Raw genomic sequence first — 25,144 nt, 5'->3', positions numbered from 1 at the left:
ATTGATGCACCCGGCAGAGTTGTTGTTGCTCACCTTTCTCCTTCAACGGCAATGAATCGGATTAACAGCATTTTCCCTTCTTTTAGCAAAGGATTGTTCTTATTTCGCTTGCTTTTCCCGAAAAAAGCAGAGAAAATTTCTGCGATTTTTTCTAAAAAATCGGCAAAAGAAGCTGGGCAAAAGAAAAATGGCGACCAAAGTCACCATTTTCCTCACTCTATTATTCTCTTTTTTAGCTTTTTCTTTTCTCTCTATACTCTACACACTTCTAATCTGTATTTTTATCTCTGCAGCTTGGCAACCAGCTTGTTTGGCAAAACGAAGCTCTGGCTGCCCATGGACATTGGACCAACTTCGCCCTGGTTAAAGACGATAACCACCTGGTTCTTCTTGTTGATGTAGAACTGCTGGTTCTTCTTGATCTGGCTGAAGCCGTCCGGATCGCCATTTTCCTTGAGGAAGTAGCTCTTGTTCTTGTCAGCCTTCATTTCCTGCTTCATCTGCTTAATGATGTTCTGGCTGATGGCCTTTTGGTAATTGCTGCCGCTCTTGAACAAGTCCCCCAGCTTGACCTGCTTGCCGCTGGCCTTGCTGAAGACGTAGTAGCGGCTGCTTTCCCCGCTGTCAGCTTGGGTTTGTACAGCTGTCAGCTTGACCACGTACCAGTAGCGGTTGTTAGTCACCTGCTTGGTCTTGACCGTCAAAGAACCATAGCCGCCCTTCTTCAGAGAAGCCTTGAATTCCTTGGTCAAGCGGTCAGTTTCCTGGGCAATTTCCCGGTTGACTGCCTGGCTGCTCTTCTTAGCCTCCTTGGCTGCCGGTCCAGTTACCCCGCTGACGGCAACTTTATCAACAGAAATATCGGCTGAATGCTTGCGGCTTTCATAGTGGTAATCACGGAAGGTCACCAGCTTGAAGTAGTTCCCCACAACTGGCAAGTTCTGCATAGCATTAGCCACCTGCGGACTCGTGTTTGGCAAAGCCACGCTGAAAGCAGCCGCGGCCGCGATCCCTGCCACCAGGCGGACCCACGGCTTGCGCTTGGCTGACAAAGGAATGACCTTCTTTTGCCCCCGGCTGGCTGCTGCCTCCACGATGTACTCAGTCTTGATTCCGCCCATTGCATCCATTAAGTCAGTGTTTTTCATAATAGTATCCCCTTTAAATATACTTTTCTTCCTGCAGCTTTTTGCCCAGCTTGTGGCGCATCCGCAGCAATGACACCTTAACGGCTGATACGGTCATCCCGTTAGCTGCCGCAATATCGTTAACAGCGTCCATGTAAAAATACCGCTGAACAAAAATAATTCTTTTCTCTTTTGGCAGGCCTGCCAGAAAATCATTGATGATCTCCGTCAAAGCGCTGCTCTCAATCCCTTCCAGCTCTGCCTGCCCCTGGACCTCACCGGATAACTCTCCAATTTCATCCAGCGAGGTGGTATATTGATCCCCAGCCCGTTTCTGCCGGTTTTGGTCGCGGACCATGTTCAAGGCTCCGTTGCGCGTGACGCGCCCCAGGTAGGCCAAGAGGCTCTGCGGCCGCTTCGGCGGAATCGTGTTCCAGGCTTTCAGCCAAGTATCGTTCAGGCACTCCTCAACGTCCTCCTTATCCCGCAAGATGTTGCGGGCAATCGTTGAGCAGTATGCCCCATATTCACTCTGGACTGAAGTGAGCGCAGCTTCGTCTCTGGCGAAGAACTGCCCGATGATTTCAGTTTCTCTCACTGTCTTTTTCCGTCCTTTTACTTTTTGTTTTTCGAGGCCCTCATCTCCTCTACCCTAATAGACACCTAAGGGAGCTGAAAGGTTACACTTTTGCAAAAAGTTTTTTAGAAAAAATTTTCCACGCAAAAAGGAACCCCTCCGCGGAGTTCCTTTAAGACTAGTGCCACTTAACTTCTGGCGTGATCTTGGTCATGCCGTGCATGTATGGACGCAAAGCTTCTGGTACGGTAACCGTGCCGTCTTCGTTTTGGTAGTTTTCCAAAATAGCGGCAACCGTCCGGCCGACAGCCAGGCCTGACCCGTTCAAAGTGTGGGTCAGCTTAACCTTGCCGTCTTCATCGCGGTAACGGATTTGTGCCCGGCGGGCCTGGAAGTCAGTACAGTTGGAGCAGGATGAGATTTCCCGGTAAGTGTCTTGGGCTGGCATCCAGACTTCCAAGTCGTAAGTCTTGGCACTGGTGAAGGATGCATCCCCGGTTGACAAGGCTACGACCCGGTATGGCAGACCCAGCTTTTGCAGCAGGTGTTCAGCGTTGTGGGTCAAGTTTTCCAGTTCCTTCCAGGAGTCTTCCGGCTTAACCACCTTGACCATTTCTACCTTGCGGAATTCGTGCATCCGGATCAAGCCCCGGGTGTCGCGGCCAGCTGAACCAGCTTCACTTCTGAAGGCTGGTGACAAAGCAGTCACGTTGATCGGCAGGTTCTTGCCGTCGATGATGTCGCCTCTGAAGTAGTTGACCAAAGGAACTTCAGCAGTTGGGATCAAAGTCAGGTTCCGGGCTACTTCCGGGTCGTCGTTGTCAACGATCGTGTAGACGTCTTCCGTAAACTTCGGGAATTGGCCAGTCCCTTGCATTGAGTCATTGTTGACCAAGGATGGGGTGATGACTTCAGTGTAGCCTTCGCTGGTGTTTTCATCCAGGAAGAAGTTGTAAACTGCCCGTTCCAAGAGAGCGCCGGCCCCCTTGTAGTAAACGAAGCGGGCTGCGGAAACCTTGCTTGCCGCATCCCAGTCCAGGATGTTCAGGTCAGTGCCCAGGTCCCAGTGAGCCTTTGGCTGGTAGTCAAACTTGGTTGGTTCGTTCCAGCGGCGGACTTCTTCGTTGTAGCTTTCGTCAGGGCCGATTGGGTCTGAGTCAGCTGGGAAGTTTGGCAAACGGAGCAAGATGTATTCTTGCTTTTCCTGCAGTTCGTCAACTTCCTGGTCCAATTCCTTGATCTTGGCGCCGACTTCACGCATGTTGGCGATGGCTTCGCTGGCATCTGCCTTTTCCCGCTTGGCGGCAGCAATCTTCTTTGAAACTTCGTTTCTTTCTGCCTTCAAGTTTTCAGCTTCCACCATAGCTTCCCGGCGCTTGGCGTCGATAGCTACCAGTTCATCCAATTGCTCAGGCTTGATGCCCCGAGTTGCCAACTTTTCCTTGGCCCAGTCAAGATTCTCGCGAATGACCTTAATATCCAGCATATATAACCTCCGAAAAAATAAAAAAAGCCGGTCCGTCCCAGTCTTGGGACGAATCGGCGCACGGTTCGCGGTACCACCCAGTTTCGGCTCAAAGAGCCGCACTCAGTTGGGCGTTAACGGTGCCCGGCCGTGCAATGATTAATTGCCCACACTAATGAAATCTGGAAGCGACCGCCGTCCGCTCTCAGCATACGCGGACTCTCTGTCGGCAGTCTAGGGATTTCGTGTTTGTCTCTATTCTATGCTATTCGCTCCGTTTTAGCAAATAATACTTAGCTGAAAAATCTAAAAAAGGCGGGATTTGCCGGTAATCGACTTCATACATCTGCCGAAAGCCCAGTTTCCGCAATAAATGCTGGGGCCGCGAATTGTCTGCCCGGCAGCCAGCCCAGATTTCCTTGATCTCCGGATCTTTAAAAGCCTCCCCTAAGAGGCAGTTGATGCTTTCAGTCATGTAGCCCTGCCCCTGGTACTTTTTGTCCAAAAGAAAGCCCAGCTCCCTAGACTGGCCATCCCGGGGGTACAGCTCCAGCAGGCCAATCGCCTGGCCCTTTTTCAAGCAAATCATGTAGCTGGCCGGCCGCTGCTGGTAGGCCAAGGCCCCTTCTTCAGCTTCTGCCAGATTCTGGTAATGGGCAAAGCCCGCCGTTTCCCGGTAGTAGGGATCCTGCCCCCAAGACAAAAGCAGCTCAGCATCTTCCGGCCCGACCGGCCGCAAATATATCCGCTCGCTCTCCATCACATCAGCCTCATGATCCAGCGGGCCCCATAGACCAGACCCAGGCTGTAGGCCGCGATGGTCCAAGGCTTGCAGAGGACGATGATCCAGAAGTAGGTCCAAGGCTTCATTTCCGTTAGACCCGCTAAAAGGCAGAGCAGGTCATCCGGGGCAACCGGGGCCAGGATGCAGATGGCGAAGAAGCAATTGAACTTCTTTTGGTTCTTAGTCCACTTGGTATACTTCTCCAGGCTCTCTTCTGACACGATGTGCAAGATGAAGGACTTGCCATAGTAGCGGGCCAGGAAGAAGTTGATCAAGGAGCCGATGACGATCCCGATATAGTTGTAGATAAAACCGGGCACGGCGCCGAAGAAGACAACCCCGGCCAAAAGGGAGACCCCGCCGGGGATAATCGGGATCACGACCTGGATGATCTGGATCAAGACAAAGATGAAGGGACCGAGGATCTTTTTGTCAGCCAGATAGGCGCTCATCTTGGCCTGGCTGGTAAAAATCCCCAGCTGGTACCAGTAGATGCAGAGGCCAATGATCACGATGGTTGAAATAATGGTCAGCCGGTTGATCAGCTTGCGGCTTTGTTCGTAACTCATGGTCTTTTCCCCCTAAAAACAATTCCAGGATAATTTTAGCAAAAAGCCTCCGGCTGCCCCACCAGTTTGCTTCAAGCTTTACCCAAACTTATCCAAGTTCCTTGCGAAAAAAGCAAAAAGACAAGCAGAAATTATTGCTTTGAGTATATAATTAAGTTATAAGCAAAGATCAGAAATCAAATCAGAAAGGTAGAATGAGATTATGGTTGTGACTATTAACAATATCGCTTATGACCTTAAGCATGGTCTCAAGACCGACATCTACTATCCCAACGATACCGACTCACAGACAAAAATCCTCATCTTCTGGCACGGCGGCGGCTGGTTCCGGGGGAGCAAGGACAGCATCAGGGACGTAGCCATCGACCTGGCCAACGCCGGCTTCATGACCTTTGTGCCCGACTACCGGCTGGCTCCGGCCGACCACTTCCCGGCTGCCCACGAGGATGCCCTCAACTTCGCGGCCTGGCTTTTAGCTTCAAACTACACCGACGAAGGCGATGAAAACAATATCGTCCAGATCGGGGCCAGCAGCGGCGGCACCCTGGCTTTGAAGGTGGCCGGCATGTACGGCTTTCCAACCGTCACCTGGTCAGCCCCGGTCGACTTCAGCAGCTGGCTGGCCGACCACCAGGAGGTCAAGCCCTCAGTCAATGCTAAAGAAGAACTGGGCTTGACCAAGCAACAGGCCATCAATGAAGCCTTTTACAAGTACTTCGTCTTGACCTATGCCGGCAGTGAAGACTCCGACCTTTTGGCCGACCTGGATGCTCAGAGCTATGACTACACCAAGTTGAGCCGCCTGCTCATGATCAACTCCGCGGCTGAATTAACCGACCTGACCGGCGTTACTGACTTTGCCGGCCGCCTGGCCGGCCGCGGCCACCAGGTTGACCTGGAAATCATCCCCGGCCACGGCCACGCCATGGACTACGGCCGGGACTATCTCCGGGAAAGCATGACCTATCTCAACTATGCCCTCAGTCTGAAAACAGGAAGCGAATAACCATGATAAACATTGAAAAATTCATCAAAATCCGCAAGTCACTCAAACTCTCCCAAAATGAGCTCTGCAACGGGATCTGCACCCAGTCAACCCTGAGCAAGTTCGAAAACAACGGGCAAATCCCCTCTTTCAAGATCCTCAAGCAGCTCTGCGAGCGGATGAACATCTCTTTATCCGACATCATGCTGACCAGCACGGAAAGTGAAATTGCCCAGAAGCTTTTTTCCGCGGACTTCTGCTTTATCACCTACGACTATGACCAGGTCCGCAAGATCCTCAAGCAGGTCAATGAGAAAAAGATCCGCGACAAGCAGGACCTCCTGCACTACAACTACCTGTGCGGGCAGCTGGCCCTGGACGGAGACCACAACGAAGTCTCGGCCCTCTTCTACTTCAACAATATCTTGACGACAGACAACCTCAAGGCCGACAACATCTACCGCCTCTTGGCCCTTAAGGGCTGCAGCCAGGTTTACGCCAGCCAGGACATGGACAAGGCCTCCCATTACTTTGACCAGATCTTAGACCAGATCAAGAAAGTCGAAATCAAGGACAGCCTAAGAGAACTCCAGGTAATGTCTGTTTTGACGGCCGCCGGCGAATTCTATGGGCAAAACGGCCAGTACAAGCACGCTGACAACCTGCTCAACTACGCCTACGAGCTGGCTTCAAGCCACCACGTGGTCTACTTCTTGGCCCGGGTCCTTTACCAACTGGCCTTGGACGACCTGGCCCAAAAGCGGTCCATGAATACCGCCCTGGAGCACTTGCATGACTCCCTGGCCTTCGCCCGCTTGAACAAGAACGAGGTCATCCTCAAAGAAGGCGGCAAGCTCCTTAAAGAACTTGAAGAGAAAGCATAAGAAAACGGTCAATCGCGAGATTGACCGTTTATTTTTTCGCCTTAAATAGTGCCGTAGCCAGTCAGCGGTCGGCATGGGCAGTTGTTAAAGTCGTAAGTCTTTAAGAGTTCCAGTTCCTGGTCACCCTTGATAAAAGCAGTTGCCCCTTCAGACAGCATCAAGTTCATGATTGGCTTCTTTTCTGGGTGGTTAGTGAAAGGCACGATGATGACCGGCTTGTTCTGTGCCCGCAAAAAGCCGATTTCAAAGGCACAGCCGTCATCCAGTTCATCCATGTCGTAAAGAAAGACCCCGCAGTTGGCCATGGACAGGCCGTTGATGTCGTTTTGGTAGGTCTGCTGCTTCCAAAGCAGGCTGCGTTCGTCGCCAAAGCCGACATTCGGGTCTTCAGCCGGGTCGGTTACCTGCTGGTCAAAGGGAAAGTGGACATGTTCAACCGTCGGGTTGGCCGCCAGGTATTCGCGGACCTGCTTGGCCCGGACTTGATGGTGGTCACGGTGAAAAGATGAACCTAAATAAATACGTGCTGTTGCCGTCATGAATCCTCCTAGTGGACGCTTAAATAATCTAACATGGTGTAAATGGCGCGCTTGTTGGCGCTTGGCAAAGGCTGGGCCAGAATCTCAGCCGGAGTCTGGTGTAAGTCATTGCCGCTTTCAGCGTAGGCGCCGTCATTGATGACAATTTCGCGGACATTGTCAGCCAAAGGCTCTAAGTGAAACTGCAGGCCGATCACGTTGCCATTGACCAAAAAGCCCTGGTTGGCCAAGAGGTCGCTGGAATAAAGCAGGTGGCTTTCAGCCGGCATTTCAAACATGTCCTGGTGCCAGTGCAGGGCCAGGAGCTTGTCTGGCAAACCGGCAATAGTGTCATTTTGCTTGTAGACCGGAGCCCAGCCGACTTCCTTGTGGGCTGCCGGGTGCACGCTGCTGCCTAAGCAGATGGCGATTTGCTGGGCGCCCAGGCAGATGCCCAGAATTGGCAGGTGCTGCTTGAGGCAGTCCTTGATCAATTGCCGCTCTTCTTCCAGCCAGGGCAGGTCATCGCCCGGGCTCATCGGCCCGCCCAAAACGACCAGCATGTCAGTTTCATCAGCTTTCGGGAAGATGCCGAAAGTTTCCGGATGGTATACATAGACTTTATTGCCCCGGTCTTCGGCCCAGGCCTTGATAGCCCCTGGCCCCTCATTCGGGGTGTGCTGCAAAACGTTGATCCGCATAATCTCGTCCTTTCAATATTTTAAATATTTTACCATGCCCGCCGGATTTTTTCATTAAACAGGAGATTTTTACCAAAAGCTTTGAAAAAATTGCCGTTAAAATATTCCTTCAATGATTGTCAATGGCTGGCAAGCCCGGGATTCCACCTATTTCAATGGGTGGAGGGATAGGTTTTGCCAGCTTCTTTTTACTTAAATTCGTACAGAGAAAGCTTTTGCTCTGCTTTTTGCCAGTTGCCGTTATGCATGATCAACCGGCACTGCTGTCCATTGATGTAATTCTTGCCATTGTTCAGCACGTAATTGCCTAAGCCGTCTGTCAAATAAACGTAATATCCGTTCGACTTAAAGCCTTTTACATAGCCCTTGGCATGATTTCCTATCACACGAACGTAGTCATTTAGCCACAAGCCACGTGCATGCTTCGTATTCTTCTCATTACGCTTGGATGACGTATTTGGCTGCTTTCTGCCTTTTCTTGCAGTTGCTTCGTGAAGTGACCGCTTCTTCTTGCGGAACTGGCTGATCACCGTCACCGTATCCGGCATCTGCCCCACTGACTTGATCCCGCTGATTGCGATTGCATCCATGAAGTGACCCTTTGGCAAAAGAAGATTCTTACGATCTACATAGGTTTGCGAACCGTATTGAAAGCTTGCTTCTGGGAAAGTCGTCATGATCCGCTTGCGCAGAATGTTCATGAACGTTGCACCCTTCAGCTTCTTTGTCACTTTCTTCTTTGCCTTCATCCACTTGTAGAGCTTGCCACCTGGCTGGTGGTTCTTCGTGGTATGACAGTCCGTGCAAAGCGTTATTAGATTGTCCACCCGGTTTGTCCCGCCTTGTGAGCGGTAGACAATGTGGTGGACAACAAGCTTTACGCCTTCGCCATGTTTATGGCAGAGCTGACAGGAGTACTCGTCACGTGCCAGCACGTAATACTCATAGTTCTTCCAGTCCTTCAGTGAGCCTTCTTGATACTGCTTGCCCGAAATTTCTGGATTAACCATTTTGGCCATGTCAAACTTGCCTACTTCGATGTGAAGATCGGGATTTGGTAACACGGCCAGGTAGCGTTTGATCCAAGCAATGTTATGGTTTACCTTGCCTTTTACTGATGGCGGAAGCCACAAGCCATCACGCTTGCCGTGAATCCTGTGGAGAAAGCGTGCCTGACGATAGCGGGTCTTGCGATTTCTTCTGCTTCTGCGGTAGATACTGCGGGTGTAAAGATTCTTATGAACGTCTTGACGAAGCTCTACCTCGCTTTGATGCAGCACCTTGTTTTGACTGACCACGGCAAAGCCGATATGCCTCTGCCCAGTGTCTACGCCAAGGCTGACCTTCTGCTTATAGCCGTATGAGCCGTATTTCAGCTGAATGGTGAACGGATATTTCTTGACCACAATAGCCTTGCCACTTTTCAGCAGCAGTCTGGCCTTTCTTGGACGGCATGGCATTAGCGGCTTGCCGTCCCTGCCCAGCAAAAACACCCGATTGGCATTTTCATGCTTCATGTTTTTTCTCCTTTTTCGTAATGCAGGAAACAGTGATTCCTGCCACTCGTCCAAACTAGGAGACCCAATTTGGATTTGCGTTGTTGCCCATCGACAATGTTATCCATGCTTGTGGGCGCAGTTGACTGTCACGTTAACCTCATGACTGTTTACAGAGCTGCCACAGAGCCAAAGACTTGGGCATCATCCTTGGGTGTGATGACATGGATAACGTAGTTCCTCTATCCAGTCAGCCGAAGCCGACTGGATAGCTTAGTCTAGACAATGAAAGCTGGATTTCTCCAGCTTCCCTGCAAAAGATAAGTGACCTGAAGCTTGCGCTTCAAGCCCCTTACTTCAGTAAGGGGTTACCATTGACATAATAAAATTATTTCAGCCTTTAATTATACCAAAAAATCAGAAAGCGGTTTATACTAGAGAAAGGGATATTTGTGAATCTTACACTAGATTGGCGGTAAAAGCCGGTCTGATCAACTTTTAATTCGAAAGGATGAAGAAAACAGCTATGGCAAAATACGAATCAGTGAATCCATATACCAATGAAGTCTTCGCCAGCTACGAAAACCCGACTGACCAGCAGATTGAAGAATCTCTGGCCTTAGCCCACGCCCTCTACAAGAAGTGGCGGCATGAAGAACCAAGCAGCCGGGCAGCCATTTTGAAGGACATCGCGGCCAAGTTCCAGGAAAAAGAAGAAGAAATGGCCAAGACCATGACCCTGGAAATGGGCAAGAAGCTCAGCGAAGCCAAGGAAGAAGTTGAAATCTGCATTGGCATCCTCAACTACTACGCCGACCACGGCCCGGAGCTTTTAAAGCCGGTCGACCTGCCTAACCCATACGGGCGCGCCTACTACTTAAAGCAGGCCACCGGGGTAATCATGGCCTGCGAACCATGGAACTTCCCTCTTTACCAGGTCATCCGGGTCTTTGCCCCGAACTTTGTCGTCGGCAACCCGATGCTGCTCAAGCACGCCCACAATGTACCAAGCTCTGCTGCCCTGGCAGCTAAGATCGTCAAAAACGGCGGGGCACCAGAAGGCAGCTTGCTCAACCTCTACCTCAGCTACAGCCAGCTGGACCAGGTCATCGCTGATCCGCGGGTACAAGGGGTGGCCTTGACCGGGTCTGAAAGAGGCGGGGCTTCCGTAGCCGAAAACGCCGGCAAGAACTTGAAGAAGTCCACCATGGAACTGGGCGGCAACGACGCCTTTATCGTCTTGAGCGATGCTGACCCGGCAGTTTTAAAGGCAGCCTTGAGCGACGCCCGCAGCTACAACAACGGCCAGGTCTGCACTTCATCCAAGCGGATGATCGTTTTGGCTGACCGCTATGAAGAAGTCCTGGCAGACATGAAGGAGGTTTACTCCGGCCTTAAGTGGGGTGACCCGCTGGAAGACTCCACTACCCTGCCGCCGATGAACTCCCAAGCCGCCAAGGAAAAGCTGGCCAAGCAGGTGGAAGCGGCAATTGCTGGCGGAGCCAAGGTCTACTACGAGTATCCGGAAATTGACGCCCCAGGTGCCTTCAGCCGGCCAATTATTCTGACGGACATGACTAAGGACAACCCAATGTTTGACCAGGAAATGTTCGGGCCAGTCTGCGTGGTCTACAAGGTTAAAGATGAAGCCGAAGCCATTGCCTTAGCCAACGACTCCAGCTACGGGCTGGGTTCTTCCGTCATCTCCAGTGACATCAAGCACGCTGAAGAAGTCGCCAGCCAGATTGAAACCGGGATGACGGTCATCAACGGCCGCTGGATCACTGACGGCAGCCTGCCATTCGGCGGGGTCAAGAAGTCCGGCTACGGCCGCGAGCTCAGTCCTTTGGGCCTGGACGCCTTCGTCAATGAACACCTGGTGATCGATTTTACTGATCAAAATCAGCAATAAGCAGTTGTAACTCAATCTCTTGCAACTACACTTACCTTTACTTTTTTCTTTAATCTTTATTACATACTTTTTAGTGTTTCTTTTGGACTAGTTTTTGCTCCTTAATTCGCAACTTTTAAGTTTTTTTCACGAATCTCCAAGTAGAAAATACCAAGAAAAGGCCGCTGGTCACTCAGACCAGCAGCCTTTTTATCTGCAAAAAACTATTCTTCACTATTTTGCTCGGGCTTGACCATTGGCTGGAACATGTTGATACCGGCCAAAACCGTGGTCAGGCAGCTGACCAGGATCAAAAGGTAGCCGGAAATACCGATGGCCACGGCATAGCTCTTCAAGCTGGAAACAGCCTGGCTTAAGTAGCTGGTCGCGCTAACCGTCTGGGCCAATTGGTAAAAGAGGTAGATCAAGACCAGGCTTTCGACCAGGGACAAGGCAAAGGCCCGGACCCGGGAGACCCGGGTATTCTGGCTGACGGCCAGCATGATGAAGACTGGCAAGAGCAGGAAGATGGCCAGGAAGAGGTAGAGAATCAAGGCGGGAACGATCTTGCCCGCCGCGATCTGCCGGTTGGCGACTTCAAAGAAGACGCTGGCCACGGTCAGCTTGCTGCTGGAGGTCACGAAACCTGTCCCCAGGAAAAGCAGGACCAGGGTGATCAAGCTGGTCAAGAGGATGGAGAGCTGGATGATGCCGAAGTTCCGGGGCTTCTTGGTCTTCTTTTTCACCTTTTCCAGCTTGGCTTCAAATTTCGGGTGGGTCTGGCTGAAGTCTTCATTCTTCTCTTCAATTTCACTTTCCTTATCGTCAAAGGCATTGAAGACTTTAGAAGCCCCATTCCGGATATATTCAGTCAAGTTCCGGTCAGCCGTGTATTCGCCCTGGGAGTCCCGGTGGCCGGTCCAGATGAGGAGAGCCATGGAGACAGCAAAAGCTGTCCAGCCAAGGGGCCGGGAGAAGCTCATGATGATCAAAAGGCCCACGCCGACCAAGAAGGCGATCGTGGTGTTGTCTCTCATCCACTGGAGCATTTTCTCCACGGTTGGGTTGCCGGTAAAGGCATTTTGTTCCTGCTTTTGCCGGTAAGCGGACCGGCTGAGCTTGTCGGCTGGCTCTTTTTCTAAAGACCGGTCAGCTTCTCTTCTCTCCACATTTTCTTCCACTGCTTCTTCCGTAAAGTAGTCGCGGCGGTATTTTTCCACATTGAATCCACAGTTCGGGCAGGTCTGTTCCTGGCCAGTCAAGGCCTGTCCACAGTTGGGACACTTTTTCATAGTAATCGTCCTTTGCTAGTGTTTCTTTTTCCACATTATAGCATTTTCCCAGCACGGACAAAAAAAGAACCCGCCAAAGATGACGGGTTCTTAATGCATTATTTAGCTTTTATTTAAGACTTCTTACCGAAGCTGAGGCCCTTCTTGCGGCCTGCCCACTTAGGCCATGGGAAGCCTTCGTAGGTCAGCTTGGTTGAAGCAGACAGGTTGATCGGCATCAAGAAGACCAGGATGGCCAGACCGATGATGACCCCGATGGCCACTTCGATCAAGGTTGGCACGCCTGATGGGATCAAGGCCGCGAAAGTACCACCCAGGATGACGGCGGCTGAGATGACAACCGTCCCGATAACCGTACATGCCTCCAGGATTCTTGCGCTAGGCAAGGCATGCGGATCGCTGTCGCGGTAGCGCATCATGACGAAGATGCTGTAGTCGACCCCGAGGGCGATCAACATGATGAAGGTAAAGAACGGCACGTTCCAAGCCAGGGTGCTCCGGCCCATCACGCCGCTGACAACCCAGCGGGTGATTGACAGAGAACTGATGTAGGCCAAGAGCAGAGTCCCCAGGATGTAGATCGGTTGCAGCAGACTCCGGGTGACGAAGATCAAGGCAATGCCGATACCGATCAGCATGATTGCCATAGTTCTGGTAAAGTCACCGCTGGCCGTGTTCTTGGTGTCTTCGATGGTTGAGCTTTGCCCGCCCATTTCGACTTCAGCCTTGCCCAGGTCGGTCCCCTTCAGGGACTTGCGGGCCATAGCGCTCAAAGCTTGTGAGTGCTCTGCGGCACTTTCAGAACTTGGGTTGCTGTCCAGGATGATGATGATCATGGCACTCTTCTTGTCCGGGCTGAGGAAGACCTTGAGGGACTTCTGCAGGTCGGCGTTGTGCTTCAAGACGTAGCTTGGCACGTAGAAGGTGTCAGAGGCCTTGGACTTGCGCAGACCATTCAAGTATGAGCCGGCGGAAACCAGACCGTTGTTGACGGCAGTCAAGCCGCTGGTGATGGCTGGCGTCTTTTCAGCGAGCTTGCTTGCGCCGCTGGAAAGCTGGCTGGTACCGGACTGCAGCTTGTCAGCCCCTTCAGCCAGTTGGCTGGAGCCGTTGACGCCTTGCGCCAGGCCGTTTTGCAATTGGCCAGCACCGGATTGGAGTTGCCCGGCACCGCTGGTCAAGCGGCTTGCGCCGTTAGCCAGTTGAGCCGCGCCGCTGACGCCGCTGGCCAAACCGTTAGCCAGTTGGCCGGCACCGGAGTTAACCTGGCCAGCGCCAGTGTTGACTTGGCTTGCGCCGGAGTTGACCTTCTTAGCCCCGCTGACCAAAGTGCCCGTGCCGGAGTAAAGGCTGGATGCACCAGTGTTCAACTGGCCGGCACCAGCGTAGAGGCTGATTGCACCAGAATTCAGCTTGCCAGCACCAGCGTAAAGGCTGTTTGCGCCGGCATTCAGCTGGCTGGCACCATTGTAAAGGCTAACCGCGCCAGTGTTCAACTGGCCAGCACCATTGTAAAGGCTGATCGCGCCAGTATTTGCCTGGCCGGCACCGGTGTACAGGCTGTTTGCACCGGTATTAACCTTGCTGATGCCGTCGTAAAGGGATGCAGCACCACTGTTCAGCTGGTTTGCGCCTTGTGAAAGGGCCAAGGCACCTGCCATACCCTTGCTCAAACCGCTATAAATTGAGTTTGAACCAGTGTAAAGCTTGTGGGCACCGGTTGCAAGAGCGTCAACTGCTGACTGCATTTGGCTGATCTTGCCTAAGCCGGACTTCAAGTCGCTAATCCCGCTGGCTGCCTGGGTGCTCAAAGTGCTTGAGCCATTCGCCAGCTGGGAAACAGCTGCCTGCAGTTGCTGCAGTTGCGTGCTCAAGTCAGCCGTTGAAGACACGTTGCCAAAGCTGCCTGCAGCACTTTGGATACCTGAAGCGGCACCCTTCATGTTATTTGCGGCAGAATCGACAGTGCCCAAGCCGTTGCTTACAGTACCTAAATCACCGTTAAGTGAGTTAAGTTTATTTTGCAGTTCGGCCTGCAAAGTTGGGTCTGAAACCTTCTTAATTGAATTTGCCAGGTCGGAAACTGCAGACTCGGCAGTGCTCAAACCGCTCTTGGCATTGGTCAAACCAGATTCAAGTGATGAAACTTGCCCTTGCAGGCTTTGCAGACCGCTGACCAGGCTGGAGATCTTTGAAGTGTCAATGTTTGGCACGCTAATCTGGCTGACCTTGCCATTCAGTTGTTGCAAGCCATTGTTCAGATCAGTCAACCCTTGTGACAATTGGTCAAGCTGATCGGCGTTCAAGGAGCTGGCGTTTTCTGACAGCTGGCTCTTCAGCTGGTCAAGGCCAGCAACCAAGGTGTTCATGTTGGCCGTCAGGTCCTTGGCGCCATTGGTCAAGGTCTGAGTGCCAGTGTACAGGCTGCTTGCGCCAGTTGCCAAAGAGCTGGTCCCGTCCTTAAGACTTGAGCTGCCAGTTAACAGTTGAGAGGTACCGTCCTTTAAGCTGCCAGCACCAGTGTACAGGCTGCCGATACCGTCTTTCAAACTGCCAGCACCAGTGTAGAGGGTGCTGATGCCGTTCTTCAAAGTACCTGCGCCAGTGTAGGCGGTATTGATACCGTTCTTAAGCGTACCAGCACCAGTATACAGACTGGCAACGCCGTTCTTCAAAGTACCTGCACCAGTGTACAGGCTTGCAGTACCGTTCTTCAAACTGCCGGCACCATTTCTCAAAGTCTGGGCGCCAGTTGCCAAGGAGCCAGTACCACTGGCCAAGGCTTGGGTACCATTCTTCAGCTTCTGGGTACCAGCAGACAGGGTGTTGGCCCCGCTAGATAATTTTCTGGTGCCGGAGTAAAGGGCATCTGCCCCAACTGACAGGGTCTTGGTCCCGTTAAAGAGGGTGCCTGCCCCGTCGTAGAGAGCGATTGAACCGTTGTAAAGCTTAACCGTCCCCGTGTACAGGTCCTTGGCCCCGTCACTCAAAGTGCCAGTGCCTTCGTCGAGCTGGTCAGCCCCGTTAGCCAGTTTCTTGGCCCCGCTGGTCACCTGCTCGCTGCCCTTAGTCAATTTGCCGACACCCTTTTCCAATTTGGCGGTCCCGTCGGTAACTGACTTCAGCTGCTTCTTAACGTAGAGCAGCTTGATCTTTTCGTTGTATGGCTCAGTCGCGGACATAACCTTGTCCACGCCTTCAGAATTGCGCAACTTCCGCGTCAATTCGTCGATCAGCTTCAAGTCCTTCTCATTGTCGAGCTTGTGGTCACTCTTGATGTAAAGGTATGACGGCATGGCCATCCCTTCAGAGAAGTGCTTTTGCACCAGGTTCAGCCCTTGCTTGGAAGGTACTGAATCTGAAATTTCCGCCGTGTCGTCGTAGTTCAAAACGTTAGAGTAAGTAACGAAGAATGGAGCAACGACAACCGCTACAGCTGCCAAGAAGACAACTGGCCGCTTCAAAGTAGCGCTGGAAATCCCATGCCACATCTTGCTTGGGTTTTCCCCGGCGAATTCCTTGCTTGGCCAGAACATCTTCTTGCCCAAAGTGGCCATGAAGAAGGGGTTCAAAGTCAAGAGAACAACCAGAAGGACCAGAACGCCGACGGCAACGCCGGAAGCAGACCGGTAAACGGAGAAGTTGGCTAAGCCCAAAGCGGAGAAACCGATCAGGATTGAGGAGCCGGAGTAAAGAATAGTCCGGCCGGCCTTCTTGATCGAGTCCTTTGTGGCCTCAGCCACCCCTAGGCCATTGCCCAGGTCCTCCTTAAAGTGGTTATATAGCAGAATGTTGTAGTCGGTCCCGATCCCGAACAAAACAATCACCATGAAAACCTGGGTGAAGTTGGAGAAGGGGAAGTTCACCTGGTTGACCAGGTTGGTCACGATTGAGAAGGAAACCAGGAAGGAAACCCCAACCGTCAAAAGTGACACAAGCGGGACAACCGGTGACCGGAAGACGATGATCAACACGATGAAGATGAAGACCACCGTGATCAGTTCCGTCTTCTTGATCCCTTCTTGGATCGAGCTGGTAAAGTCATTGTTGAGGACGTCTGCCCCAGTGACGTAGGTTCTTACCCCACTGGTCTTGACGGCCTTGTTGATCTCGTCGTAAACCTGGGAGATGCTCCCGTGGCTCTTGGCGATGTTCATCTGCATGACCCAAGTCGTTCCGTCTTTAGACTTGAGCAGCTTCTTGGTCGCGATGTTGTCTTGCGGCGCCAGGTAGTCCTTGATGCCGTATTTCTTCTGGTTGCTGGTCAAGCGGTCGATTGAGGCTTCGATGTTGCCCTGGTCGGTCTCGGTCAGCTTACCGGATTTCTTGTTGAAAACAACCGCGACTTCGTAAGTATTCTTTTTCTTACTGCCCCATTCGTTCTTGATTAGTTTGGCTGCTTCGCTTTCCACGTTGCTTGGCAGGGAGATTTCGCTGTGCGCTCTCGTCAGTGAGTCAACGTTTGGCAGGGCAACCAAAGAAATCACCAGAATGAGCACCCAGGCGATCAAAGCGCCGAGGTGGTTCTTCAGTAACTTCTTCAACGTCCTTTTTCCTTTCTGTATCTTTTACAATCAGTCTACTAAGCTAGGCATTTGACTGCTGGACGCTGGGCGAAACCAGCCGCCAGACCATTTCGTGATAGTTTTCCTCTGCTTCTCGCGGACTTTCCACCTTTTCCTGGCCATTTGTAAACCGGTCCAGGAAGACGTAGCCCAGGACCGCGCCAACCAAGGCGTGCTGGGAAACTGCGTGCTCAGTGTCCACCTGCAGCTGGTCACCCAAGTCCAGGATCTTGACCACCTCTTTAACCACTTCTGAATCATCAGAAAATTCATCCATGTGGTAAAGCAGGGTCGCCAGGGCCTGGTCTTCCAGAAGACGGTCGCGGACCACGTCAGCAAACTTAAACAATGCTTCGTGGCCTGACAAACCGATCAGCTGCTTGAGCAGGTCCTGGTAGAGCAGGCGGATCCGGCTGGCCGCGACCAGCGACAGAAGTTGCGAGCGGTTCTTCACGTAATGATAGAGTGACTGGCTGCGAACGCCCAGAGCCTTGGCAAGATTTGGCATGGTCGTCTCGCTTAAGCCCCGGCTTTCGATCATTTCCGTGGCTTTGGCCAGGACCTTGTCCAAGTCCAAAGTTCTTTTTTGAGTCATAATTACTACCATTTTCCTTTCAACTGTAGCAATTATATAACTACTAACTGAAGATTTCAATCTACACTCTGTAAATTAATCTCTTTTTTTGTTGAAAACGATTCCTAAAAGCGCTATCATATACTCAGATAGGAGATGAAAACTAAAAATGAAAATCTGGTGGTTCGCAAACTTTTACTGGTTCAGTTTACTGATTTATCTGAATGTTTTCATGTTCAATTTTCATTACAATGACGGCAGCAGCATCAATCCTTTCGTGGTGACCTTCCTGCTGCTGGCTATCTGCATTATGGTCGGGGAATTCCAATTCGCCTGGTATATGTGGCTGGCTAAGAAAACTTATAAACCACGTAAACACAAGAAAACACAAAACGACTCTACTGTCTGGCTGTAGAGTCGTTTTTCATTTCTTCTGTTCAGTTTATTCGTCTTTACTTTTCCATGACTTGCTTAACGGCTTGTCCCAAGGAAGCAAAGTCATCAGTCTTGCTTGACCAGGCGCTGACTACGTAATTGTGGCCGTTATTGCTGATCAAGGCGACCTCTAAATTGCCATCAGCATACTGGTAGATGGTCCCCTTGGCCTTGCTGGCCAGCTTGGTCTTCCCCGTCATAGCAGTCAGAACCTGCTGGTTGTAGCTGCCGACCTGCTTGCCTTGGTAGATGGAAACCATGATCTTAGCCAGGTCACTAGCTGTCGTCTTGCCGACCACGGATTTAGAGAAGGTCCCCGTTACTTTGGTCTGGCTGGCCCCCAGCTGCTTAAGAATCTTGTTGACCTGTTTAGTCCCGATCGTCCGCAAAAGCGCGTTAGCCGCGGTCTTGTTGCCCTTCAGCATCTGCTCGCGCAAGTAGCTTGGCCCGTAGCTGATCCCGACCGCGATCGCCGGACTTGTCCCGGCCTTGTCAGCCTTAGTAACCTTGATGGCCGTGCTGGCCCCGATCTTGCCGGACTTTTCCTGGGCGTAAAGGGCGATCAAAAGATAGAGGTAAAAAATCTTCTGGGAATCCTGGCCGCTCTTGGTGTTAGCCACTTCCGCGAAATGGCTGCTCTTATTCAAATCATAAGCCGCCACCTGGTAGCTGACGTCCTGGCCCATAGCCTTCTTAATTGCCTTGACCAGTTGCTTGTCACTGCCCTTGCTGCTCTTGACCTGGTTGTCATATTCAATGGAATTGACATTCGGTTCCTTGTCAGTGGAAGAAACCGTCTTTTTGACCTTGCCGGACTTCTTTACCTGCACCACCGTGACCTTCCGCATTTCAGCATCCTTGTTGGTGCTGGTGTACACGACAAAAGCCAGCAGGGAGGCAATCAAAGCCCCGACTACAATATTGTTCTTCATTAAAGCTCCTTGTTTCTAGCTCTTAATTCCTTTAGAAAAGATGGTGCTTGCGCATGAGGAAGATCAGCCAGACCATCAAAAGGACGGTAATCAAAATAATGACTATCCAGTCATAGCTGGCCCCGAAAACCGGCAGCTTCACGTTCATCCCGTAAAAACCAGTCAAAATGGTCGGGATAGTCAAAACGATGGACCAGACCGTCAGGAACTGCATGGTGTCGTTCAAGTTGTTGTTCATCATGTTGTTGGAAGTCGATGACAAAGTCTTGGTCACCTGCCGGGAAATCTGCACCATTTCTGAAGACTGGCTGGATTCAATCAAAACGTCGTCCAGCCTTTCCTTGGCCGCTTTGGAAAAAGTCAGCCGGGAGTGCTGCAGGCTGTGCAGCATCATTTGGTCAGTCTGAATTGAACTGGACAGGTAGACCAGACTCTTTTCAATATTGGACAACTCCACCAGGTCCTTATTGTCGATGTCATCGCTCAGCTTGACGTCCAGGTCGTTGCGTTCAGCATCCAGCTGGGTGATGGCCCGCTGGAAGTACTGGGAAGCATACATCAAAAAAGTCGCCAGCAGTTCCGTCACATCTTGGGCGTGGGAGAGCCGGCGCAAAACCTGGGGATCATTGAACTCGTCAAAAACATAGCTGGTCTCAATCGTATGGAAAGAAAAGAGGTTCTTGTCCTGCAGCAAAAAAGTGATTGGCCGGGAAGTGAAGTGCTTGCTGGTCGTCGTTGGCCAGACTGGCACGTCATAGACCAGCAGGTGGGTGTCGGTATATTGGTCGTAGTCGTAGTGGGGCCGTTCATGCCGGTCGGAAACGTAGGAAATAATTTCCGGGGTAAAATAAAACTCTGTCTGCAGGCGCCGGCTGTCAGCTTCGTTCAAGCCATTGACGTCATACCAGTTAAAATCTGTTTCAATTGGAAAAATTTGTTGCTTTATCATGGCTGTCCCCACCTTCATTTTACTCATTATTCATGTTACCATTTTTTTAAAATTAAGTTGTTTAAAGTAGGTAAAATAATAATGCAAATCACAGAAAAATATCTTCCATTCGGAAATTGGCAAACCTACTGCCGGATCGTGGGCGAGGCTACTGACCGCGCCCCGCTCCTCCTTCTCCACGGCGGGCCCGGCAGCAGTCACAACTATTTTGAAGTCCTCGACCAAGTCGCTGAAAAAAGCGGCCGCCAGGTCATCATGTATGACCAATTAGGCTGCGGCAACTCCAGCATCCCCGACGACCAGGCAGAAACTGCCTACACGGCCCAAACCTGGGTCAAGGAACTGGAAAATGTCAGAGAGCAGCTGGGCCTTGACCAGATCCACCTCCTGGGGCAAAGCTGGGGCGGGATGCTGGCTTTGATCTACCTGTGCGACTACCAGCCTGAAGGAATCAAGAGTCTGATCCTCTCCTCCACTTTAGCCTCCGCCAAGCTTTGGAGCCAGGAACTGCACCGCTTGATCAAGTACCTGCCAGAAGATGAGCAGGCCGCTATCAAGGAAGCTGAAACAACTGGCAACTACGACTCCCCGGCCTACCAGGCGGCCAATACCCACTTCATGGACCAGCACGCCATCAAGCTTACGCCGGACCTGCCGGAGCCAGTTTTGCGCAAAAAAAAGGGCGGCAGCCTGGCCTACTTGACCGGCTGGGGCCCTAATGAATATACGCCGATTGGCAACCTGCACGGCTATGAGTACACTGACCGCTTAAAGGACCTGCACTTGCCGGCCTTGATTACCAGCGGCACTGACGACTTGTGCACTCCCCTAGTGGCCAAAAGCATGTACGACCACTTGCCAAACGCCCGCTGGGAGCTCTTTGCCGGCTGCGGCCACATGCCTTTTGTCCAGGAAAATGCCAAGTACCAAAAGCTCTTGGCTGACTGGTTAATCAGCCAGGACTAGACCAGAGCCTTCTTTAACAAAAAATCTGTCTGACGGTCATCGCCAAGAACGAAGACATGCTCGCTGAACCGGGTTAAACCGCGGCTGGCATAGAAGTTCTTGGCGTTTTCGTTGTGCTCCCAAACACCCAGCCAGAGGACAGACTTGCCCCATTCCCGGCCCTTTTCTTCCGCGAACTCAAAGAGCTGCTTGCCCAGGCCCCGGTGCTGGAAACTTTTCCGCAGGTAGATCCGCTCGATTTCCAGGCCATTTGGGTCAACTTCTTCACTTTGGGCATCGTCAACGTTCAGCTTCAAGTAGCCGGCAACTTCCCCGTCTGCCTTCAAGAAATAAAAAGAGCTGCCCGGAGTCGCCATTTCTCCCCCAAGCTTGTCTTCATTGTAGTTTTCGTCCAAAAACTTGACCATGTCTTCCGGACTGTTGTCTTTGCCAAAAGTATCCGCAAAAGTTTCCCGGCTGATAGCAATCAACTCTGGCAAATCTTTCTCACTAACTTGCACAATTTTTACTTCTGTCATGCTTTGCCTTCTTCTCTTTATCTGCTTTACAGTTTCTTAGTTAAGGCCGGTCAAAACCCAGGTTCTGAGCAGCATCCCTGCTCTTTCCCAGTCTTCTTCCCGGTAGTCGTGGCCAGCGCCCCGCATTTGCAAAAGTTCGCCTTGCTTCAGCTGCTTGGCCATCATTTCCAGGCTGGCCAAAGGCGCCTGGTCGTCATCGCTGCCGGCAACAATGTAGCTGCGGCCCTGGTAGCCCTTGATCTTGTCCCAGTCCTTGATAACTGGTGACATTAAAAAGATCCCCCGGACTGACCGGCCGATTTCACTAGCCGCAACAGCTGCCGCATTACCCGCTTCCCCGTAGCCGGCAAAGACGATATATTCGCTGGCCACCCGGTCGTCATTTCTGAGTTCGTCAAAGGCCAGGTGGTAGCCGCTGATGGCGCTGGCTGCATCTTCTGCTTCAAAAGTGAAGGTCAGGATGCCGGCGTCGTTTAAGTAGCGGCTCAGCCAAAAGGCCTGGTCCTTGTCACCGGTCTTGGCCAAAATTACCAAAGGGGTCATCCCTTCGATCGGGTTGACGGCTTCGCCCCAAATTCCCTTTAACTTGCCCTTGGTGCTGATTAAGGTCATCTCTTTTTCCATAAAAAACTCCTTACGATTTCTTACTTTACATTAAAAACTTACAACATTCCTATTGTACTATTTTTTGCCGGGAATTAGGGCCGGTACTTGTAAATCGAGTTGTTGAGATTGTCCTTGACCAGCTGGTCAAAAATTTCCTTGCCCTTGGCCGTAACCGCCGCGGCAATTTGCTCATTGGCTTCCGTCAAAAAGCCGGCTAATTCTGTTTGGCTTAACTTTTCAGCTGCCCGGTCAGTTTCGTCAACATGCTGAATGGCCAGGCTCTGGCAGTCAGCCTGGAAGGCCCGGAGCTTTCTCTGCCAGTCCTGCTGCTTGCCTTCCAGCAAGGCCTGGATGCACTTGTAGAGCCAGTAGGCGCTATTGGTCGGATCAGCCTGGCCGGTCTTGATCTGGTAATTGGCTGGGGTGTCCTTGATATTGGTGTAGAAAGGCACCCAAGGCGCGGCCGCGTAAAGGCCGAAGCAGAGCCACTGGATGGCCTTGTAGCCTTCTGGCCGGTCACTTCTGATCTGCATGATAGAGCATTCCTGGGAGACCGTGACAGAAATTGGCCGGTAGGCATTCTTAACCGGGCTTTCTTCCTTGGTCAAGTAGTCGTATTCCGTGTTTTCGTAGTGGCTGCTCAAGTAAAATTGCACGTCTTCGATAGCGATCTTCTTGGCCGGCACCCGGCAAAACGGCATGTCCAAGTCATCGACGGATTGACCCACTTCCGGGTTAAAGAGCTTTTGCCCATACCACATCCGGGGAGTGTTGTAGCGGAGGTCATCCTGGTCTCTTGGGGCAAAAATTTCCCGGAAGTTAAAGCTGCCAGTTTTAGAAGGGTTCAGGTGGTGGTCCTTGACGAACTGGCGGAGGTTAGTGGAATACATGTAGTTGGCCGGGTCGTCAAAATCGATTTCCCCGATGATCATCATGTTTGGGGCCACGACATAGCTGTCGTCTGGCACCCGGCGGGCAACCCACTGGTGGCCGGCCCCGGTTTCCATGTACCAGATTTCATTTTCATCGCCAAAAGCAATCCCGTTGCTTTCGCTGGACCCGTATTCTTCAACCAGGCGGCCCAGGCGTTCAACCCCTTCTCTGGCCGTCTTGATGAAAGGCAGAACCAAATAAAGCATGGAGTCTTCCCCGATCCCGTTTTTGACAAAAGGATCATGGCCTAAGACCCGGCGGTTGCTGGCTTCGCTTTCCGTTGCGCTCATGGCCACGTTGTAGCTGTTGATCCCCTGCTCGTCAAAGCGGCCGTAGTCTTCTACGGCGTCACGGACGGCGGTGAAGCCGCAGCCTTCTCCTTTTAAGGGAATTTCAACGCCAGTTCCTTTGGAGACAAAGAGCTCATCATAATTTTTAGCTGGATAGTAGACAAAGCGCTTTTCGTTAAAGCCCTGGTCGTAGTCTTCATCTCTGGCCACGATCGTGGACCCGTCAAGGCTGGCCTTCTTGCCCACCAGCATGGTTGTACAGTTGTCGCGCATGTTTCTTCCTTCTTTCTATTCGCTGACCTGCATGCCACGGTCGATCTTTGCCCGGCCGGTTTCGTAGTCAAACTGGTAGCCCGGCTGCACATTGTAGATGTAAACGTTGAAATCCAGGCTGCCGTCGGTGGAAACTGCCTGGAGGTTGATCCCCCGGGCCATGAGTTCCCGGCCTCTGAAAATTGGCGTTGCCTGGTAGATGACCTTCTTCCCGCTTCTTAAAGCTGACCGGACCTTGCTTTCAAAAATCGTCTGGATCTTCTGGTTAGAAAAGGCTGACTGAGTAAAGAGGTTCTTAGGGTTGTTCTGGTCACCGGACTGGTTCTTGGGGTTGTAGTTGCCGTCCTGGTCGATGCCGGCGGAAACTGAGTAGGCAATCAGGTGGCCCCGGTTGTAGATCTGGGTCCCGTTTTGCCGGTTGGAGTGCCAGCCGGTTGGCTGGACATACTGTCTGACTCTTAAAGAGTCGTTGGCCACGTTCCGCTTTTCCAAAAAAGCGGTGTTGGAGCTGGAAGTCCGGTTCTGGCTGTCCAGGTTGGAGTAGATGACCCGGTTGACCTTCCAGGCGCTTTTCACCAGGGTGGAGTGGTTGTTGTTAACATAGCGCCAACCCTTGTTTCCAGATTTAAAAGTTTCCTGGGCCAATTGCTGGTAGTCGCTCTTGGCTAAGCCCCCGTAGACGGTTTTCGCCGTTTGGGCCGAGCTGACCGCACTTGATGAAGTGCTGGTATTTGAACTGGAACTAGTCAGATTTTCCTGGCCGCCCTTGGTGTAGACGCCCCAAATGATTGCCGCCGCGGCGATAGCGACCGACAGCAGGCTGGTATTTTGGCGCTTTTTGCGCCTGCGTTTTTTCGCCATTGATTTTCCTCGCTTAACTTTTAGACTAAATCTATTTTAGAGGATTTTGGCCATAAACCAAAAGATTTAACCTATAATTGATAGAAAAAGCAAGCAATACTTACCTATAGAAAGGCAAAGGAAAAAATTATGGAAGAATTCAAGCTAAATGATGGAAACACAATTCCAAAAATCGGCTTTGGCACCTACAAGATCAAGGGCTACCAAGGGGTCCAAGCGATCAGCCAGGCAATTGAAAACGGCTACCGGATCCTGGACTCAGCCGCCCGCTATGAAAACGAAGGAGCCCTGGGCAAGGCGATCAAAAACAGCTCAGTTGCCAGAAGCCAGCTCTTTGTGACTTCAAAACTGCCGGGAGCTCACCAGGAATACAAGGCCGCAATCAACGAATTAGAAGAAGGGCTGTTAAGAAGTGGCCTGGACTACTTTGACCTCTATCTGATCCACTGGCCAAACCCATTGGAAGACCACTACGTTGAAGCCTGGCAGGCCTTGATTGATGCCCAAAAATTTGGCTTGGTCCGGTCGATTGGGGTGTCAAATTTTGAGCCAGGGCATATCGACCGCTTGATTAAGGAAACCGGGGTTACGCCAGCCGTCAACCAGGTGGAGCTGCATCCCTACTGGTCCAGCCGGGCTGTCCGGGCTTATGACGATGAGCATGGGATTGTTACGGAAGCCTGGAGTCCACTTATGCGGGCCGGGGAAGTTTTTAAAGAAGAAGTGATTCAAAAGTTGGCTGCTAAATACGGCAAGAGTCCAGCTCAAGTCATCCTGCGCTGGGAAGTCCAACTGGGGGTAGTGCCAATTCCAAAGGCTTCATCCAGCCAGCACCAGCTGAGCAACTTGGATATTTTTGACTTCAGTCTAACTGAAGAAGAAGTGACAGCCTTGACAGATTTGGACAAAGCAGATGGCCGCCGCGCCGACCGCAACCCTAACCAGCACCAGGA

General features: G+C 51.7%; 23 protein-coding genes. 6 read left to right on the top strand and 17 right to left on the bottom strand.

Translation table 11 applies throughout. The features are described from left to right. Window positions 1-281: 281 nt before the first annotated feature. The 5 genes from ACLUXO_RS09130 to ACLUXO_RS09110 form a co-directional block, all read right to left on the bottom strand. Entirely contained in the window at window positions 282-1,148 is an 867-nt protein-coding gene (locus ACLUXO_RS09130; protein ID WP_412137289.1) for an RsiV family protein, read from the bottom strand. A gap of 13 nt (window positions 1,149-1,161) precedes the next feature. Beyond that, the gene (locus tag ACLUXO_RS09125) at window positions 1,162-1,725 is read right to left on the bottom strand and encodes an RNA polymerase sigma factor (RefSeq protein ID WP_412137288.1); all 564 of its coding nucleotides are present in this window, start codon (window positions 1,723-1,725) and stop codon (window positions 1,162-1,164) included. A 157-nt stretch (window positions 1,726-1,882) separates the two neighbouring features. Further along, complete coding sequence (gene serS / locus ACLUXO_RS09120) at window positions 1,883-3,190, bottom strand: serine--tRNA ligase (protein WP_412137287.1); 1,308 nt, start codon at window positions 3,188-3,190, stop codon at window positions 1,883-1,885. A 244-nt stretch (window positions 3,191-3,434) separates the two neighbouring features. Further along, window positions 3,435-3,929, bottom strand: a complete 495-nt coding sequence (locus ACLUXO_RS09115; RefSeq protein ID WP_412137286.1) for a GNAT family N-acetyltransferase — start codon at window positions 3,927-3,929, stop codon at window positions 3,435-3,437. Then, window positions 3,929-4,522, bottom strand: a complete 594-nt coding sequence (locus tag ACLUXO_RS09110) for a TVP38/TMEM64 family protein (RefSeq protein ID WP_412137285.1) — start codon at window positions 4,520-4,522, stop codon at window positions 3,929-3,931. Before ACLUXO_RS09110 ends, ACLUXO_RS09115 begins: the two co-directional genes overlap by 1 nt. A 202-nt stretch (window positions 4,523-4,724) precedes the next feature. On the opposite strand from ACLUXO_RS09110, the gene ACLUXO_RS09105 reads away from it, so the two are divergent. Then, window positions 4,725-5,528, top strand: coding sequence for an alpha/beta hydrolase (locus ACLUXO_RS09105; protein ID WP_412137284.1), 804 nt, complete (start codon window positions 4,725-4,727; stop codon window positions 5,526-5,528). A 2-nt stretch (window positions 5,529-5,530) separates the two neighbouring features. Next, the gene (locus ACLUXO_RS09100) at window positions 5,531-6,391 is read left to right on the top strand and encodes a helix-turn-helix domain-containing protein (protein WP_412137283.1); all 861 of its coding nucleotides are present in this window, start codon (window positions 5,531-5,533) and stop codon (window positions 6,389-6,391) included. 41 nt (window positions 6,392-6,432) lie between these two features. Here ACLUXO_RS09100 and ACLUXO_RS09095 read toward each other — a convergent pair whose 3' ends face one another. The 3 genes from ACLUXO_RS09095 to iscB all read right to left on the bottom strand — a co-directional run bounded on the left by ACLUXO_RS09095 (window position 6,433) and on the right by iscB (window position 9,127). After that, complete coding sequence (locus ACLUXO_RS09095; RefSeq protein WP_412137282.1) at window positions 6,433-6,930, bottom strand: nucleoside 2-deoxyribosyltransferase; 498 nt, start codon at window positions 6,928-6,930, stop codon at window positions 6,433-6,435. Between the two features lie 8 nt (window positions 6,931-6,938). Next, window positions 6,939-7,610, bottom strand: coding sequence for a type 1 glutamine amidotransferase (locus tag ACLUXO_RS09090; RefSeq protein ID WP_412137281.1), 672 nt, complete (start codon window positions 7,608-7,610; stop codon window positions 6,939-6,941). 188 nt (window positions 7,611-7,798) lie between these two features. Further along, entirely contained in the window at window positions 7,799-9,127 is a 1,329-nt protein-coding gene (gene iscB / locus ACLUXO_RS09085; protein ID WP_412137280.1) for an RNA-guided endonuclease IscB, read from the bottom strand. Window positions 9,128-9,632: 505 nt separating this feature from the next. On the opposite strand from iscB, the gene ACLUXO_RS09080 reads away from it, so the two are divergent. After that, window positions 9,633-11,018, top strand: a complete 1,386-nt coding sequence (locus ACLUXO_RS09080; RefSeq protein ID WP_412137279.1) for an NAD-dependent succinate-semialdehyde dehydrogenase — start codon at window positions 9,633-9,635, stop codon at window positions 11,016-11,018. A 203-nt stretch (window positions 11,019-11,221) separates the two neighbouring features. Here the strand turns inward: ACLUXO_RS09080 and ACLUXO_RS09075 are convergent, their stop codons facing one another. From ACLUXO_RS09075 to ACLUXO_RS09065, 3 genes are all read right to left on the bottom strand, one after another. Continuing rightward, the gene (locus ACLUXO_RS09075; protein WP_412137278.1) at window positions 11,222-12,289 is read right to left on the bottom strand and encodes a zinc ribbon domain-containing protein; all 1,068 of its coding nucleotides are present in this window, start codon (window positions 12,287-12,289) and stop codon (window positions 11,222-11,224) included. 113 nt (window positions 12,290-12,402) lie between these two features. Next, window positions 12,403-16,833 carry an MMPL family transporter gene (locus ACLUXO_RS09070; protein ID WP_412137277.1) on the bottom strand — a complete coding sequence of 1,477 codons (4,431 nt, stop codon included), beginning with the start codon at window positions 16,831-16,833 and terminating at the stop codon, window positions 12,403-12,405. Between the two features lie 43 nt (window positions 16,834-16,876). Continuing rightward, window positions 16,877-17,449, bottom strand: coding sequence for a TetR/AcrR family transcriptional regulator (locus tag ACLUXO_RS09065; RefSeq protein WP_412137276.1), 573 nt, complete (start codon window positions 17,447-17,449; stop codon window positions 16,877-16,879). Window positions 17,450-17,597: 148 nt separating this feature from the next. Here ACLUXO_RS09065 and ACLUXO_RS09060 point away from each other — a divergent pair, with 148 nt between their 5' ends. After that, the gene (locus ACLUXO_RS09060; protein ID WP_412137275.1) at window positions 17,598-17,843 is read left to right on the top strand and encodes a hypothetical protein; all 246 of its coding nucleotides are present in this window, start codon (window positions 17,598-17,600) and stop codon (window positions 17,841-17,843) included. Between the two features lie 37 nt (window positions 17,844-17,880). Here the strand turns inward: ACLUXO_RS09060 and ACLUXO_RS09055 are convergent, their stop codons facing one another. Both ACLUXO_RS09055 and ACLUXO_RS09050 read right to left on the bottom strand, forming a co-directional pair. Next, window positions 17,881-18,795, bottom strand: a complete 915-nt coding sequence (locus ACLUXO_RS09055) for a serine hydrolase (protein WP_412137274.1) — start codon at window positions 18,793-18,795, stop codon at window positions 17,881-17,883. 31 nt (window positions 18,796-18,826) lie between these two features. Further along, on the bottom strand, window positions 18,827-19,744 hold the full coding sequence (locus ACLUXO_RS09050; RefSeq protein ID WP_412137273.1) for a magnesium transporter CorA family protein: 918 nt from the start codon (window positions 19,742-19,744) through the stop codon (window positions 18,827-18,829). Between the two features lie 78 nt (window positions 19,745-19,822). On the opposite strand from ACLUXO_RS09050, the gene pepI reads away from it, so the two are divergent. After that, a complete protein-coding gene (pepI, locus tag ACLUXO_RS09045; RefSeq protein ID WP_412137290.1) occupies window positions 19,823-20,710 on the top strand; it encodes a proline iminopeptidase in 888 nt (295 codons plus the stop codon). On the opposite strand, the gene ACLUXO_RS09040 is transcribed toward pepI, so the two are convergent. The 4 genes from ACLUXO_RS09040 to ACLUXO_RS09025 form a co-directional block, all read right to left on the bottom strand. Then, window positions 20,707-21,228, bottom strand: coding sequence for a GNAT family N-acetyltransferase (locus ACLUXO_RS09040; protein ID WP_412137272.1), 522 nt, complete (start codon window positions 21,226-21,228; stop codon window positions 20,707-20,709). The two genes, pepI and ACLUXO_RS09040, sit on opposite strands and share 4 nt — an antisense overlap. A gap of 36 nt (window positions 21,229-21,264) precedes the next feature. Then, a complete protein-coding gene (locus ACLUXO_RS09035) occupies window positions 21,265-21,852 on the bottom strand; it encodes an alpha/beta fold hydrolase (protein WP_412137271.1) in 588 nt (195 codons plus the stop codon). A gap of 74 nt (window positions 21,853-21,926) precedes the next feature. Next, window positions 21,927-23,330, bottom strand: a complete 1,404-nt coding sequence (locus ACLUXO_RS09030) for a C69 family dipeptidase (RefSeq protein ID WP_412137270.1) — start codon at window positions 23,328-23,330, stop codon at window positions 21,927-21,929. Between the two features lie 15 nt (window positions 23,331-23,345). Next, the gene (locus ACLUXO_RS09025; RefSeq protein ID WP_412137269.1) at window positions 23,346-24,191 is read right to left on the bottom strand and encodes a DNA/RNA non-specific endonuclease; all 846 of its coding nucleotides are present in this window, start codon (window positions 24,189-24,191) and stop codon (window positions 23,346-23,348) included. Window positions 24,192-24,320: 129 nt separating this feature from the next. Here ACLUXO_RS09025 and ACLUXO_RS09020 point away from each other — a divergent pair. After that, window positions 24,321-25,144 (top strand): aldo/keto reductase (locus tag ACLUXO_RS09020; protein ID WP_412137268.1); only part of this gene is annotated, 824 nt, incomplete at its 3' end.

It is taken from the genome of Lactobacillus delbrueckii subsp. bulgaricus (genome assembly GCF_046938665.1).
Taxonomy (GTDB): Bacteria; Bacillota; Bacilli; order Lactobacillales; family Lactobacillaceae; genus Lactobacillus; species Lactobacillus delbrueckii_C.
The sequence above is the reverse complement of the archived record's forward strand: the minus strand, read 5'-3'. Positions and strand labels throughout refer to the sequence as shown.